General features: G+C 58.8%; 11 protein-coding genes and 2 pseudogenes. 2 read left to right on the top strand and 11 right to left on the bottom strand.

The window, feature by feature from the left end; genetic code table 11:
* The 7 genes from AA309_RS29740 to AA309_RS29710 form a co-directional block, all read right to left on the bottom strand.
* Nucleotides 1-743: Ldh family oxidoreductase (locus AA309_RS29740; protein WP_052955094.1), on the bottom strand; the 743-nt coding region annotated here is incomplete at its 3' end.
* A 30-nt stretch (nt 744-773) separates the two neighbouring features.
* The gene (locus AA309_RS29735) at nt 774-1637 is read right to left on the bottom strand and encodes an ABC transporter ATP-binding protein (RefSeq protein ID WP_047192634.1); all 864 of its coding nucleotides are present in this window, start codon (nt 1635-1637) and stop codon (nt 774-776) included.
* Nucleotides 1634-2620, bottom strand: a complete 987-nt coding sequence (locus AA309_RS29730; protein WP_047192633.1) for an ABC transporter ATP-binding protein — start codon at nt 2618-2620, stop codon at nt 1634-1636. Before AA309_RS29730 ends, AA309_RS29735 begins: the two co-directional genes overlap by 4 nt.
* Before the next feature lie 9 nt (nt 2621-2629).
* Nucleotides 2630-3526, bottom strand: a complete 897-nt coding sequence (locus AA309_RS29725) for an ABC transporter permease (protein ID WP_052955093.1) — start codon at nt 3524-3526, stop codon at nt 2630-2632.
* Nucleotides 3523-4440 carry an ABC transporter permease gene (locus AA309_RS29720; RefSeq protein ID WP_047192632.1) on the bottom strand — a complete coding sequence of 306 codons (918 nt, stop codon included), beginning with the start codon at nt 4438-4440 and terminating at the stop codon, nt 3523-3525. The genes AA309_RS29725 and AA309_RS29720 overlap by 4 nt, the downstream gene beginning before the upstream one ends.
* Before the next feature lie 66 nt (nt 4441-4506).
* Nucleotides 4507-6030 (bottom strand): ABC transporter substrate-binding protein, encoded by a 1524-nt coding sequence (locus AA309_RS29715; protein WP_047192631.1) that lies wholly within the window; start codon nt 6028-6030, stop codon nt 4507-4509.
* Between the two features lie 80 nt (nt 6031-6110).
* Nucleotides 6111-7181, bottom strand: a complete 1071-nt coding sequence (locus tag AA309_RS29710) for a dipeptidase (RefSeq protein WP_150117840.1) — start codon at nt 7179-7181, stop codon at nt 6111-6113.
* A gap of 329 nt (nt 7182-7510) precedes the next feature.
* Here AA309_RS29710 and AA309_RS29705 point away from each other — a divergent pair, with 329 nt between their 5' ends.
* Nucleotides 7511-8962, top strand: coding sequence for a M81 family metallopeptidase (locus tag AA309_RS29705; protein WP_047192629.1), 1452 nt, complete (start codon nt 7511-7513; stop codon nt 8960-8962).
* 444 nt (nt 8963-9406) lie between these two features.
* The gene (locus AA309_RS29700) at nt 9407-10027 is read left to right on the top strand and encodes a C39 family peptidase (RefSeq protein WP_200902073.1); all 621 of its coding nucleotides are present in this window, start codon (nt 9407-9409) and stop codon (nt 10025-10027) included.
* Nucleotides 10028-10041: 14 nt separating this feature from the next.
* On the opposite strand, the pseudogene AA309_RS36985 reads toward AA309_RS29700, so the two are convergent.
* The 4 genes and pseudogenes from AA309_RS36985 to AA309_RS29680 all read right to left on the bottom strand — a co-directional run.
* Nucleotides 10042-10249 (bottom strand): annotated as a pseudogene (locus AA309_RS36985) (IS3 family transposase); the annotation flags it as partial.
* Nucleotides 10250-10399: 150 nt separating this feature from the next.
* Nucleotides 10400-11137: a serine hydrolase gene (locus tag AA309_RS29695; RefSeq protein WP_160310576.1), complete on the bottom strand. Its 738-nt coding sequence runs from the start codon at nt 11135-11137 to the stop codon at nt 10400-10402.
* Nucleotides 11138-11482: 345 nt separating this feature from the next.
* Nucleotides 11483-12641: pseudogene (locus AA309_RS29690) on the bottom strand (IS3 family transposase).
* 15 nt (nt 12642-12656) lie between these two features.
* A complete protein-coding gene (locus AA309_RS29680) occupies nt 12657-14198 on the bottom strand; it encodes an ISL3 family transposase (RefSeq protein WP_047192635.1) in 1542 nt (513 codons plus the stop codon).
* Between the last annotated feature and the right edge of the window lie 107 nt (nt 14199-14305).

Here is a 14305-nt window from a genome sequence, read left to right as displayed (position 1 = left end):
CCGGCGACCATCAGTTCAATCATCAGGGAGATCGCCGACCCCTTATGCCCACCGAAAGGCACGAGCGCTCCACCATTGAGGATCTTGTTCGGGTCAGTCGTGGCCTCGCCATTGCTGTCCACCCCCATACCCGGCGGCAACGTACGGCCTTCGCGAGCCGCGAGCTGCACGTCACCATTGGCCATGGAGGTCGTTGCGAAGTCGAAGACCAGCGGAGCCTCTCCCCTGATGGGCGCGGCAAAAGCAAATGGATTGGTCCCAAGAAGCGGCTTCTTCGCGCCCACCGGAATTGAACAACCGAAGCTATTGACCATCGAGATCGCAATTAGCCCCTCCCGGGCGAAAGGCGTAACATCCGGCCAGAGCGCCGCGAGATGGTGTGATCCGCGGATCGATAGGAGCGCGATACCGTTCTCGCGAATCCGCTGAACGAACGTGTCCCGCGCCGCATGCAAAGCAACCTGCGCGAAACCATTCTTTGCATCGACGAAAACATGGCCCGCTGCTTTCGAGTGGACCTCGGGTATTGCCGCGCCATCGACCCAGCCTGAACGGAGAGAAGACACGTATCCGTCTATGCGGAAAACACCATGGCTGGTCGAACCAGCCGCTTCAGCGCCGGCACAATTGGCTGCAAGAATGGCCGCGGTTGTGGACGAGCAGCCGTGGCCTTCAAATACACGCGCCAGAAGACTCTCTAGTGCCTCCAGAGAAACGTCGACAGTGCCAGACTGATCGTTCAACTCGCTGTTCCTTGTTTCAGACATTCTGGATCACTGAGCGATATAGGATGGATGCTCACGCATCGCCTCGCGGGCAGCCGTGTCGACCTTCAAATCGGGAACGCCGGCGCCTGGCGCGACTGTCAGTGTGGAATTGAGCAGAAGCTGCGTATAGGGGTGACGCGGTTCTTCAAAAACACGCTCGGACGTATTCATTTCGACGATTCGGCCAAGATACATAACCGCCACGTTGGTCGTCATATGCTGTATCACGCTCATGTTGTGGCTGATGATGACGTACGTTAGATTGAACTCCTCGCGCAGCTCCAAGAGCAGATTGAGGACCTGGGCCTGAACCGACACGTCAAGGGCGGAGGTCGGCTCGTCGCATATCAGCAGCTTGGGACGTGTGATCAGAGCCCGGGCAATAGCAACGCGCTGCCGCTGGCCGCCCGACATTTGGTTGGGATAGGCGTCGAAGAAGCGTAAGGGCAGCCCCACAATGTCAAGGATCTTACGCGCACGTTCTTGCCGCTCCGCCGACGTGCCCTCGCCACGCAAATAGAGCGGATAGGCCACAATCTTGCCTACCGTCTGGCGCGGGTTCAGGGACGAGTACGGATCCTGGAAAATAAAGCCGACACGCTCTGCGATCTGCCGACGTGTCATGCCGGCGGCTGGCCAGCCGTCCAGTAGAACCTCTCCTTCTGCCGGGGCAAGCAGACCCAGCATGATTTTCGCGAGCGTGCTTTTCCCGGAGCCGGACTCTCCGACAATACCGAGAATGTCGCTTCTCTCCACACAGATCGACACCTTGTCGACGGCTCGCACGGGTGCGCTTTGGCTGAAGATACCTCTTCGCCCCCTGTATTCGTGCGTGACGTTGCGCAACTCGAGAACGGGTTTGTCACTCATGCCACAACCTTTCGCCGGATTTCTCCCTTACCAACCCTTATGCAGCGGGCCTCATGATCTTTGTCGATCGTTGCAAGCTGGATCGGCTGTCTGCATGCGTCACAGGCCAGCGGACATCGGTCAAAGAAATGACAGCCCTCCATCCGGCTCACAAGCGACGGTACTGTGCCGGGTATCGACGGCAGCGGCTTCATCCGCGGATACGAAGGATCAGGTACGGAACCGAGCAATGCGCGGGTATAAGGGTGGGACGGTTTGGTGAAGAGTTCCGCGGCCGGCGCCGCTTCCACCACCTGGCCCGCATACATGACGATGACTCTGTCGGCGATGCGTGAGACGAGTCCCAAATCGTGGGTGATCAAGATCATCCCCATCCCGAATGACTTTTGCAGGTCAATGAGCAGCCGCAACAGTTCCGCCTGGATTGTTACGTCCAGCGCCGTGGTCGGTTCATCCGCAACAATCAGCTCCGGCTCGCACATGAGCGCCATGGCGATCACCACACGCTGACGCAGGCCGCCTGAAAGCTCGTGCGGATACTGGTTCAACCGCTGCGCTGCGTTGGAAATTCCAACCTGTTTGAGCAGATAGATCGCTCGCTCCTTGGCTTCCCTTCGGGAGGCCTTGCGATGAGCGCGATAGACGTCCGACAATTGGCGTCCGACCGTGTGCAGCGGGTTCAGCGCCGTCATCGGCTCCTGGAAGATCATCGATAGACGGTCGCCCCGTAGGGCGCGCAGTTCAGCTTTCGACATACTTTGCATATCGAGGCCATCGAAGGTCATCTGACGCGCCGTTCGTTTTGCCACCTTGGGCAGAAGCCCGAGAAGCGACAATGCGGTGATCGACTTTCCACATCCCGATTCGCCAACGATGCACAGGGTTTCACCCTTTGACACGCGAAAGCTGACATCCTGCACGGCGGCGAGACTTCCGTTCGGCGTAGCGATGTCGATGTTCAGATTTTCAACGTTGAGCAGCATTGCTCATCCTCAATTCCGTCCATTCGGCGACATGACATCGCGCAGACCGTCACCCAGAAGGTTTGTGCCAAGGACAAGCGCGAACAGAAACACCCCGGGAATCGTAATCAGCCAAGGCTCAAAGAGGATCGAGTCTTTGCCCTCAGAAATCATCAGCCCCCACGACGGAAGAGGAGCAGGCACGCCGAGACCCAGGAACGAGAGTGCCGCCTCGAGGATCATGGCCTGGGCCATTTCAAGGGTAGCCACCACAACGAGATTGTTGAGGAGGTTCGGCAGGATCTCGTGACCGATGATTTGCAGCACCGAAGCGCCCTGGAGCTCCGCCGCGGTCACGAATTCGGACGACCGCAGCTGGATCGTCGTGGCCCTGATCACGAGCGCGAACCGGTCCCACAGCAGGAAGCCGAGCGTCAGCATGACCACCGTGAGCGAGGAACCGACGAGCGCCACCACGGCCAATGCTACCAGAACAACGGGCATCGCCAGACGCGCGGTGATAATGAACATCAAAATACTGTCGACCTTACCGCCGAAGTAGCCGGCGCAGACCCCGATAGCGGTTCCGATAATGCCCGACACGACGGCGGTCCCGATCCCAATCGCAAGTGAGATTTGGGCCCCGTACATGATCCGCGATAGATAGTCACGGCCCAAGTGGTCCGTGCCCAGTGGGTGCTCCCAGCCGCCGCCAGGAAACCAAACGGGAGGCGTGAACCGGGTCGGAAGTGACTGCAGATAAGGGTCATAGGGCGCCAGCAGCGACGCGAATATGGCCATGGTGACGACGATGAAGAGGATCAGAAGCCCGAGCATCAGGCCGCCGTGAGACAGCCAGCGAAGCAGGCTGCTTCTGTTGGCAGTCACCTGCGAGCTTCCTACGGAAGTTGCTACGACTTCGGTCATTTGCTGCGCATCCTTGGGTCGAGCATGGCATTGAGCATATCAGCTACCATTGTGAAAAAGACATAGAAAAGGGAGAAACAGAGCACTAGCGCCTGAACTGTCGGCAGATCGGCTCGTGATATGCTCTCCCAGGCGAGCGATCCGGCTCCATGAATGGCGAACACACTTTCGACGACAACAGAGCCAGCCAGCATGAATCCAAACTGAGCTGAAGAAAGGCTGATGATCGGCAGTGCCGCATTGCGCAACGCGTAATCAAACAGAACGCGCGCTTCGGAGAGCCCCATGGCGCGGGCCGTGCGAATATAGTCCGACTCGAGTGCCGAGATCATACCCGAGCGGGTCAACCGCATAATCGCCGGCATAGAAAAATAGCCCAGCACAATCGTGGGCATGACGAAGCTCTGCCAAGAGGCGGTACCCGAGGCTGGCAGGATTGACAACTTGACGGAGAATAGAATCATCAGCAGCAAGGCGAACCAGAAGCTCGGCATGGCCTGCCCAACAACGGCAAGCAGCAGAGCCAAGCGATCAACCATGCTGTTCGGCCAACGGCCGGCAACGACGCCCAGAGGCACAGCGATGACCAGAGCCAGGACCAGGCCGAAGAAACCGAGCCGTGCTGTCGTAGTGAAGCGCTCGAGGAGCAGCGTCGCGACGGGCTGGTCGAAGTAGAGACTCGTTCCGAGGTCTCCACGAAGAACGCCGGACAGCCAATGCAAATACTGAACGATGATAGGCCGGTCGAAACCGTAGAGTTGCCGAAGGCGGTCTGCATCGGCTGCAGTGGAGGCATTGCCGGCCAGAGCGGCCGCCGGGTCGCCTGCAGCAAAGATCAAGGAGTAGGCGATGAAGGATACGAAGAGCGTGAGAAGACACGCCATCGCTATCCGGCGGACTGCGTAACTCAACATAATGATCTCCTTCGTGAAAGGTATCCAACTCCGTCCGGCCGCCTAGAGCGGCCGGACGGCAGATGATTACTTCCAATTCGCATCATAGAAGGGAACGAACTCATCGGGGCTGACGTGAAGGTCGAGATCCTTTGCCATGGCGGTATTCATGCTCCACGCCCATAGCGGGACCAGGTAGGCCTTCTCGGCGATCAGTTTAAGGGCCTTCGAATAAAGCGCCTTGCGGCGATCCATATCGATGATTCGGCCAGCCTCCTGGATGAGCGGGATAATCTCCGGGTCTTTCACCACGTCCTCACCAGTGTCTGCGAAGGAGTTGCCGACAACATTCAGCCCGACGTCGCCGACACCGTACGAGCCCCAGTCGTCATAAGAGAGATCCTGCTTGCCGCTGCGCCACTGATCCACGGCTGCGGAGTACTGAAGACTGTTGAGCTTTAAATTGATCCCGACCGAAGCCAGGTTGGCCTTTATCGCTTCGGGCACGCCCGCAGCGGGTCCCGGGATGACCATGCTCAGATTGAGGCCCTTTTCAAATCCGGCCTCCTTCAGCAATTTCTTTGCTTGTTCTGGATTATACTCGTACGTGGTGACGTCGGTTTCACAGCCGAACTGGACTGGGTTGCATGCTGAATTGATGATCCGGTAATCTTTTCCCACGAACGCGTCTCGGATCTCCGTGCGATTGATCGCGTAGTTGATTGCTTTGCGAACGCGTTCATCGGCGAGCGGCGAGTTGGGAACACGCGGAGCCATGGAGATGTAGCTGATACGCATGATCGGCGCATTCTCGACTTTCACGCCGGGGCGGCTTTCAAGGCGCGGAACATCATCCTTGGGAACGCGCCAGATCCAGTCGAGATTACCATTCAACAACTCGGCATATTGGGTATTGCGTTCAGGCAGAACACGGAACTTCAGCGTCTTGATTTGAGGATTTTCCTTCTGCCCTCCTTTGTAATAGTCGTCGAACCGCTCGAGCTTGACACCGAGGCCGGGTGTCAGCTCGACAAGCTTGTAGGGCCCGGTTCCGATTGGTTTAACCGCCATACCCTGCGAACCGACCTTTTCATAATACGCTTTGGAGTAGATCGGCAGATTGCCGGCAAGCATTTCCAACGCGAGCGGAAAAGGCTTCTTCATGGTCAGCCGAACCGTGTCTTCATCCAGCTTCTCGGCCTTGTCGATCCAATTTACCGCGATCGCATAGCGGGCGGCGAAATCAGGCCCGGAGACGAGGTTTAAAGTGAAAACGACATCGTCGGCAGTCAGAGCATCGCCATTGTGAAATTTGACACCCTTGCGGATCTTGAAATCGATCTGGGTGTCGGACGTGAATTTGTATGACTCGGCCAGTTCTGGAATGAATTCACCGGTCTTGTAATTTTTCGAGACAAGACCATCGTAAAGGTGACGGCCAATGATCAGGGCTTCGCGGGTCGACGCCTTGTAGCTGTCGAGCGTCTCGATTTCGTTGCTGAAGGCGGCGTTGAGTGTATCGGTTGCCTTGCCGGCAAAGGCCGGCTGGCTAAGTGCAGTAAAAACGAGGAGTCCGATTGCGACTTTGTTTCTCATGGCAGTGTATTTCATAGCAGTTCCCCTGGCATCGATTGCTCATGCGCTGCTTCCTACGCAACGCATCGTTCACGGTTGGCTGTTTGGTTTCGCCTTCATTCACCCCAGATGGTTTCGTAGATCCGGAGCAGGTTCTCGCCGTAAATCTTACGGATGTCCGCTTCTGCGAATCCGCGCTCAAGAAGGCGCTTGGTGAGCGCCGGCATGCCCTTCGGAGTTTCCATGCCAGCGGGGTAATAGTGCGGCGGTTCCGGATAAGCCTTGGGGCTCCAGATTCCATCGGCAACGGATCGCCTGTACTCTTTCATCGCGATGGCATCGTCAACATACGGGACCTGCCCGCTGTAGTAGTCAATGCCCAGTGTGATGTGCTGCGTGCCGACAAGATCACACATATAAGCGATGTGATCGATGAACTGATCAAGTGTCGGGCGCTTGTCACTGGAAACGAAGCCAGGGAAGCCCACGACGCCGATGGTGCCGCCGTTCTCTGCGATCGCTTTGATCAACTCGTCGGAGATGTTGCGCGGCGACGGGTAAACCGATTTGGCGTTGGCATGCGAAATGATCACCGGCGCTGAAGAATGTTCAATCGCCTCCATTGTCGTACGAACGCCAGTGTGCGAGCAATCAACAATCATGCGCGCCTGGTTCATTCGCTCAATGACTCGCAGCCCGAAGCGGCTCAGACCAGCGTCTGTACGCTCTTCGCAACCATCGCCGATGCGGTTCTTCACGTTGTAGGCCAGCTGCATGATGCCGACACCAAGCACTTTGAAGGCGTCGATCAGATCGAGGCTGTCCTCGATCGGCTCGGGTCCTTGAAAGTGCATAATGATGCCCACTTTCCCTGACGCCTTCGCCTTGCGGATATCGGCAGCCGTGCGGATCAGTAGCAGGTCGTCGCGCTCCCGCAGGAGCTTGTGCCACGATCCGATCGTCCGCAGCGTCGTCTCAGTGCCATATCGGTATCCAACGGTGGGCGCGATCGCGGTCAGACCGCCAGCACGATAATCTTCTATTTTCGCTTGATCATCGAGAAGCGGACACACCGCATCAATGATGATCGCACTGTTATGCAGTTCCATCGCGCTTTGGCCCATTCGAGCGTCCTTTTCACCGCGTTTTCCAACTTGGTCGTCAATTGAACCCGTGGATGACGCCAATTAGGTTTCCTCAAAAACGGCGTCCAATACCAATCAAAACTTATCTTAAAGGAAAAATTATTGCTGGCAATAACAATTTTCGATTGACGTCACACCCCGAAGTCGGCACTAAGCGGCGAAGGGAACTCACAAGTTCGGAAACCTTACGTTGAACAGCGGAAGCATTTTGCCAGTGTTGGTGTTATAATCAGCATGTGAGCTATCCTTGCGGACAAGATCAGTCGCAACAGGCGAAGGTTTATGCTTGTAGGTTTATATAAACCGAAAGTTATCCGGCGTGATATCAGGCTAGAGATATTGCGAGCGTATGAAGGTGAGGAGAATAGGCAATGCGGATCTTCATAGCTTCTCTCGTAACCGAGACGAATACGTTCTCGCCAATCCCCACAAGCCTGCGGTCGTTCACCAACCTCGACTATTCACGCCGTGATGGGAGCCTTGGCCCCGACCGGGGGAGCAGCCGTGCTCTACAAGAGTGGCGCCGCGCGGCTGAGCAAGGTGGACACGAGATCGTGGAGAGCATCTCTACCTATGCCCAGCCGGCCGGCACTACCGTCCGCGCTGCTTACGAGGAGCTGCGCGACTATATTCTCGATGATCTCAGTAAAGCTCAACCAGTCGACGTCGTTCTCTTAGATCTCCACGGTGCTATGATCGCGGACGGCTACGATGATTGTGAAGGGGACCTCATCACGCGCACGCGTGCTGTTGTTGGACCTGACGTCATGATCGGGGTCGAACTCGACCTCCACTGCCACTTAACCGAGGCCATGGTGGCCGGTGCCGATATCGTTGTTACGTACAAAGAGTATCCCCACACCGACATTCGGGAGTGCGCACGCGAGGTCTATGGTCTCACAATGGCGGCAAGCCAGGGAACCTTGAAGCCTGTCAAAGCCGTGCACGACTGCCGGATGATCGGCTTATGGCCGACCACGCGCGAGCCGGTCCGCTCGTTCGTGGAACGCATGCGCGCCCTTGAGGGCAAGAATGGGATTGCTTCGGTTTCGCTTATCCATGGCTTCCCTTGGGGTGATGTGGCCGACGTGGGCGCCAAGGTGCTTGTGATCGCCAATGGTGATCAAGCGCAAGCAGAGGCGCTCGCACGCCAACTCGGTGCAGAATTCTGGGCCATGCGCGAGGAAGCCCGCACGCCATACCTGACGGTTGACGAGGCTCTTGCACGTGTTCGGGCCAATAGCGCAAAGGCTCCTATCGTCCTTGCCGACGTTGCTGACAACGCAGGCGGTGGAGCAGCCTCCGATAGTACAGCGATCCTGCAGCGAGTTTTGGATTTGGGCCTCCGAGAGATTGCTCTGGGCTGCTTCTGGGATCCGGTTGCAGTTCAGATGTGCTTCGGTGCCGGCATCGGGGCGACTCTTGCACTGCGCATCGGTGGGAAGGTGGGAGAGCATTCTGGTCAACCCGTCGACGTTCTGGCGACTGTTCGTGGTCTTTGCCCTGATCACAAACAACCGGGCAACAGTGGCTCACAATGGCCTCTCGGCCCCAGTGCCTACATCGAGACCAGGGGCGTTCACATCATTCTCTCGACAATCCGGGAACAGGTATTCTCCCCTGAGCTCTTCACCGACATCGGTTGTGCTATGTCCGACAAGAGAGGCGTTGTCGTGAAATCAAGCCAGCATTTCTACAACAGCTTCGAACCGATCGCGGCGGAGATCCACTACGTTGCAGCGTCGGGACCGATCTCCCCAGATTTCACGCAGATTCCCTATACGAAGGTGCAGCGACCCCTCTGGCCAAGGTCAGAGGCCTAATGCTCGATCAGGATGACCTCTTCACGGCCAGATGACCCTGTTCGAGGCAGCCGGTGTCCTGCTCACCCAGCTTCAGCGCTGGCCGCCGCTCAAGGCCCGCGTGGCCGTTGGCCCGCAAGCTCGCCGCCATTCCGTATGCGACTTGGAGGACGGGCCATGCCTTCCGATGGGCCAAGACGGGGATAGCCGCAGAGTGAGGACGGGGGAGAGATTAGCCTAGCGCTTTCAAAAAGTGAGCGCCAGGCGACATGCTTGCTTCTCGGGGCGCGGAAGGCTATTTAGCGAGACGGTCTTGTGACGGCTGGATGCTCCAGCTGATCACATTGTAGACCTTGGAAGGCTCGTGCTGTTGAACCCGATGATGCGGCGGCAAGCGTCGAGCGCTGAGAGAACCGTGACTTTGAAGAAGCGAGGGTGCGGAACTGACATGAGGAGATTAGCCACGTGAAATCGAGCGCGTTCAAGGTGCCCTACTTCAGCCAGTGGGAAACGCCGGAGATGACGCTCCCGGTCTATGCCGAGGGATCCTCAGCATTGATGCGCGATCCACTCTGGCAGCGCTCGGGCGCAGAGACGATCGAGGAATATGCCCGCTGGGCGGTCAATATCTGCGGTATGGCCTGCCTCAAGATGATCCTCGCGACACGAGGCGAAGTTCACCCAACACTCAGCCTTGCCCGTGCCTGCACCGCCTATGGCGGCTATCTCGTCAATGAGCTGGATGCCTCGATCAAGGGCCTGATTTATGCGCCCTTCGTTACCTTCGTCAGTGACCGCTTCGGTCTAGTGGCTGAAACTGTGACCAACGTCGGCACGGCCAGCATCCCTGCCCTTCTTTCAGAATGGCAGTTCTTCATTGCTTCCGTGAACAGCGACATTCGCTGGCCGGATCGGACGCCCCCGTCCAAGGGTGGACATCTGGTGCTGGTGACTGCGGCGACTGAGGACACGATCCGCTTTCACAATCCGTCCGGCCATGATGCCGCCAGCCAAGTGGATGTAACGCTTCCGCTTGATGTCTTTGATCGATTCTTCGCCAATCGCGGCGTCACCGTCGGCTTCTAAGCAAATGTTAGTATCAGTTCCTTGGGGCGGCTCCCGAGTGCAATCTGTGGGTCGGAACGCTTTTGCTTGCGATGCGATAAACGCTGCGACCAGTCGCGGAGCACGCCCGTCGCTCGCTGATACCGTAGGTCTTTTGCGGATGGCCTGCTATCTCGGGCGGTTCGGCGAGCTTCGCCAGTTTCCTTTGAGCACATTCTGCAGCATGGTCTTGCTGAGGATGAGAGTCCATGGCTGTCCCTCATGACGCTTGGGGCCGATCCCCTAGGACCCCGTTTCCGCACCATCACTGTGAGGGACAGCCACCCCGTGCCGCTACTGCGTGAGCGGCAGGCCCATTACGGCATCTAGAGTTTTCCTAGACTGAGCTCCCCCTCATCGCTCCGCCCCGGCAGGCGACTTGCAGGAGGTTGCTTCTCCAATCCGAGTGAAGCTTGCGCCAAAAAGCTCCAGACTTAGTGGCGGCGTGGAGCCCATTGGGAGCTTGATGAATGTTGGTCCTTCCAAGTCCTCGATGATCGCATCAGGACGCAGGCGAAACTCTCCTTCGCGCCAGGGCTGCAAGGCGGCCGAATAGCCGCCGCCAAGGAACTGCAGCGAAGCTTTACCATGCACGACGTTGAGGACGACATCGCCACCAGGTCCGGCATGATCGCGGTAGCAGCCCTCGTAGGCTTGAGGAATCGCCTGCTGTACGCTCGGGTCGCGCTTCAGGGAAAGTGCTCGCTCCTCCGCGGCGGATTTTTCTGCCACCGCGCGATGACGCTCAAGGAAAGCTGCGCGCCAGTCGGACCGAGGCATGCTAAGGAGCCGGTCGAACACTTCAAACACGATCGCCTTTTGCAGACTGTACTCGTCACGAGCGGATTTGGGTCCGTTGGCCAGTACGACCACCGCGACCCGCTCTTCCGGAAGAATGGCCGCGTAGGTGGGAAAGCCGTACATCCCGCCGCTGTGGGCGATGAACATGCGCCCGTGATAGTCGGAGCGACGCCATCCGAGCGCATATGATTCCGGCCGCTCGAATGGGAATTGGCTGTCGAGTTGCGCATTTGTCGGGCGGAAAATCTTGATCCTCCCTCGCATTGGATACTGCTGGCGAATGAACCTCATCCGCATTAGTGCTTGGCTCGCGGGCACGCCACTTGCGCAAACTCGTCAATCCGCATTCGCCAAGCTCATGATGACTTCCATCCCGGCATGATGAATTCGCCAGCAGTATCGCATTGGTGGCTCTTCCGCACTTTGCTTGGATTACGCGCCAAGAGGATTATGCTGCCAAGAGCACTCTCCGGCGCAGGAGATCAAAGCCGGCTCGTCCATACATGGAGCGCTTCAGGAGCTTGAGGCGCGTGATCTGACCCTCGGCTTGCCCACTGCTCCACGGCCGTGTCAGTGCCGCACGGACTGCGGCCCCGTCCTGGAATTGCTTCGGTTTAGTGGAGAGCGGTTTGGTCGCTATTCGGCCATCTTCTCGAACTGAACCGGACTGATGTAGTCGAGGGTCGAATGACGTCGGATAGGGTTGTAGAAGCCGTCGATGTAACGGCCGATCGCCGCCTTGGCCTCGGCTCTGGTCTGGAAGACGGTGCGCCAGACGAGCTCGGATTTCAAGCTCTTGAAGAAGGTCTCGACCACCGCATTATCAAAGCAATATCAAAGCAATTACCTTTCCCGGACATTGAGATCCGGATGCCGTGCTTCCTCAACTCGGCTTGGTAGGCTGTCGCGCAGTATTGGCTGCCGCGGTCCGCATGATGGATCAACCCCTTTCCAGGTCGTCGGATTGCCAGAGCCTTGCGCAACGCCTCCAACGCGAGTTCCTGGTGCAGCCGATCGCTGACCGCCCAACCGACCACCCGCCGGGCGAACAGATCCAGGATCACGGCCAGATACAGCCAGCCCTCGTTTGTCCATACGTACGAAATATCTGCGGCCCATTTCTGGTTCGGGCGCTCGGCCGAGAAGTCCTGCTCGAGGAGATTGGGAGCAACCGGGAAGGCATGATGGCTGTCGGTGGTGCGCTTGAACCGGCGCTTCTGCCGGGCTTTAAGGCCATTCTCGCGCATCAGCCGGGCGGTGCGGCGTCGCCCGACCTCCAAGCCCTCGTCCTGCAGCTCGCGGGTCACGCGGGGACTGCCGTAGGTTCCCTTCGAACGCGCAAAGGCTGAGCGGATATGGGCCAGCAGCACCAGGTCCTCCCGCTGGCGAGGACTGGCCGGACGAGATCTCCAGGCAAAGTAGCCGCTTTGGCTGACACCAAGAACCTGGCATAGGCGCGAGACGGGGAAGCTCTCTTTCGCCGCATCGATGAACCGGAACTTCATCGACTTCCCTCCTTGGCGAAAAATGCCTCATTCTTTAGGATCTCCCGCTCCTGGCGCAGGATCTCGTTCTCACGCCGCAGCCGTTTCAGCTCGGCTGCCATGTCCTCCTAGCGGTCTTCGGGCGGATCGTCGATCTCGCGCTCGCGGCGACGATCAATCCAGTGGCGCAGGGTCGACAGGCCGACGCCGAGATCCGCGGCGACCTCACGCCGGCTGCGGCCGCTCGTCAGAGCAAGCCGAACGGCCTCATCCTGAAACTCTTTGGTAAAGCGTTGATAGGCTTGGGGCATGGAGATCCTCCTGGGTCATTGAAGTGCTCTCCGTTTTCCCGAAGCAAGTCCATCCTGCTCCACACCGGCGGCAAAAGTCTCAACAGCCTGGATGCCCGATGATCGAGCTTCAGCAATCCATGCCGTCAGAGTCTTGATGGACGTCTGCTCACTGTTGCGGGTCTGGCGCTCACAACAACAGTGACGAAAGAGGGTGCAGAAGCGCTGAACGAGATCGGCTACGGTCGCAGCCTCGGGATCTTGTTGCACCCGGGCCAGGACGGCAGCCTCGGTTGCATCAAGTGCCGTCGGAGGGCGCACAAGAAGCCAAGCAAGCTGCTTGGGCGAAGGCAGCGGAGTGCCCGCCGCGGAGCGTCTCGGATTGGGTGAGCGCCATTTGCGGGCTGTCGTCTTCGCCGGAGTTGTGCGACGCTCGGCCATCCAGCGATAGACCTGCTTGGGTGAGCCGGCACAGCCAAGATCCTGCGGCCCGCGCCAGAGGGCGGTGGCGTTCTCGGATCCCGCGGCCAGGCGCGCGTTGAGGTGAGAGAGATCCGGATCGAGGATCCTCGGTCCCGGCTGGCGCACGGCACGCCCAGGAAAGCTGTCGGCCTGGGCAAACTTCCTCACCGTGCCGCGCGCCAGGCCCATCGTGCGGCTGATCGCCAACAGCTTCTCTCCACGGGCATGCCGTTGTCGGACTTCCTCATAGAGAGCCTGCCAGCGGGCGTGGCTGTCGGCACTGGCAGCCTGCTCGGCTCGCGTGCGAGGGTAGGCGCGGGCTCGTTGTCCCAAGGCTACAGGCGGCTTCTCGACCAGGGGCAGACGTCGCAGCCGGACATGGGCTTTCGCCAACCAGCGCTCTACCATCTGGCGGGCATTCAACAGCCGATGCCAACGATCCGCGACCTGGATGGCCTTGGAGGCCGTGGCCGCGCCCTTTGCGTACTCACTGGAGCGGTCGCGTGCGATGATCTCGACAGCGGGGTGGCGCCGGAGCCAGGCTGAGAATGTGGACGCGGTTCGGTCGGGCAAAAGCTGAATCGGCTTTCGGCGTTCCAGGTCGACTAGGATAGAGCCGTATGTACGCCCCTTCTTCATCGCCCAATCGTCGACGCCGACAATGTGCGGTGGCTTCTGCGCGGGCAGCGGCTGGTCCCGAACGAGGCGCAGGACGGTGTCGGCCCTGGTTGGCATGGCGAGGTGTCCAAGGAGCCTGGCACCGGGCTCACCTCCCAGCGCGATGCCGATCCGCGCCTGTGCCTTGGCTAATCGCCGTGTGCGTCGGGCATAGGGCCTGAGAAGACGCGGCAAAGGCTCCGTGAAGGTTTGCTTCGGGCAAGTCTGATTGCGGCAGTAGAAGCGCCGCACATGAACGCGCAGACGAATCTCGCGCCCGAAGGACGGGAGGTCCGCCGGGTGCCGAAGATAGGCACTGTGGACGCTGGCGCTGATGTGCCGACAGGCAGGACAGCGGCCATGGGGAGCACGCCCCTCAACTGCAACGACAAAAGCGTTCTGACCCTGAGGAGCGACGTGGCGGATCCGGCAACCGGGAATGAGTGAGAGCGAGTTCATGCACCGCTCTGCCGGTGGAAATCGGCGGGATCAGGTCACGTGACTGCGACCTATCCATGCAAAGTGCGGAAGAGCCACCAATGCGACACTGCTGGCGAATTCATCAT

Origin of the sequence: Microvirga vignae, from assembly GCF_001017175.1 — a bacterium.
Classification (GTDB): domain Bacteria; phylum Pseudomonadota; class Alphaproteobacteria; order Rhizobiales; family Beijerinckiaceae; genus Microvirga; species Microvirga vignae.
Note: the sequence above shows the minus strand (reverse complement) of the source record. Positions and strands in the feature narration are given on the sequence as shown.

Coding starts and splice junctions, on each gene's coding strand:
- AA309_RS29680 (WP_047192635.1), bottom strand. CDS start 14,198: ATGAACTCGCTCTCACTCATTCCCGGTTGCCGGATCCGCCACGTCGCT.
- AA309_RS29705 (WP_047192629.1), top strand. CDS start 7,511: ATGCGGATCTTCATAGCTTCTCTCGTAACCGAGACGAATACGTTCTCG.
- AA309_RS29725 (WP_052955093.1), bottom strand. CDS start 3,526: ATGACCGAAGTCGTAGCAACTTCCGTAGGAAGCTCGCAGGTGACTGCC.
- AA309_RS29720 (WP_047192632.1), bottom strand. CDS start 4,440: ATGTTGAGTTACGCAGTCCGCCGGATAGCGATGGCGTGTCTTCTCACG.
- AA309_RS29715 (WP_047192631.1), bottom strand. CDS start 6,030: ATGAAATACACTGCCATGAGAAACAAAGTCGCAATCGGACTCCTCGTT.
- AA309_RS29735 (WP_047192634.1), bottom strand. CDS start 1,637: ATGAGTGACAAACCCGTTCTCGAGTTGCGCAACGTCACGCACGAATAC.
- AA309_RS29730 (WP_047192633.1), bottom strand. CDS start 2,620: ATGCTGCTCAACGTTGAAAATCTGAACATCGACATCGCTACGCCGAAC.
- AA309_RS29695 (WP_160310576.1), bottom strand. CDS start 11,137: ATGAGGTTCATTCGCCAGCAGTATCCAATGCGAGGGAGGATCAAGATT.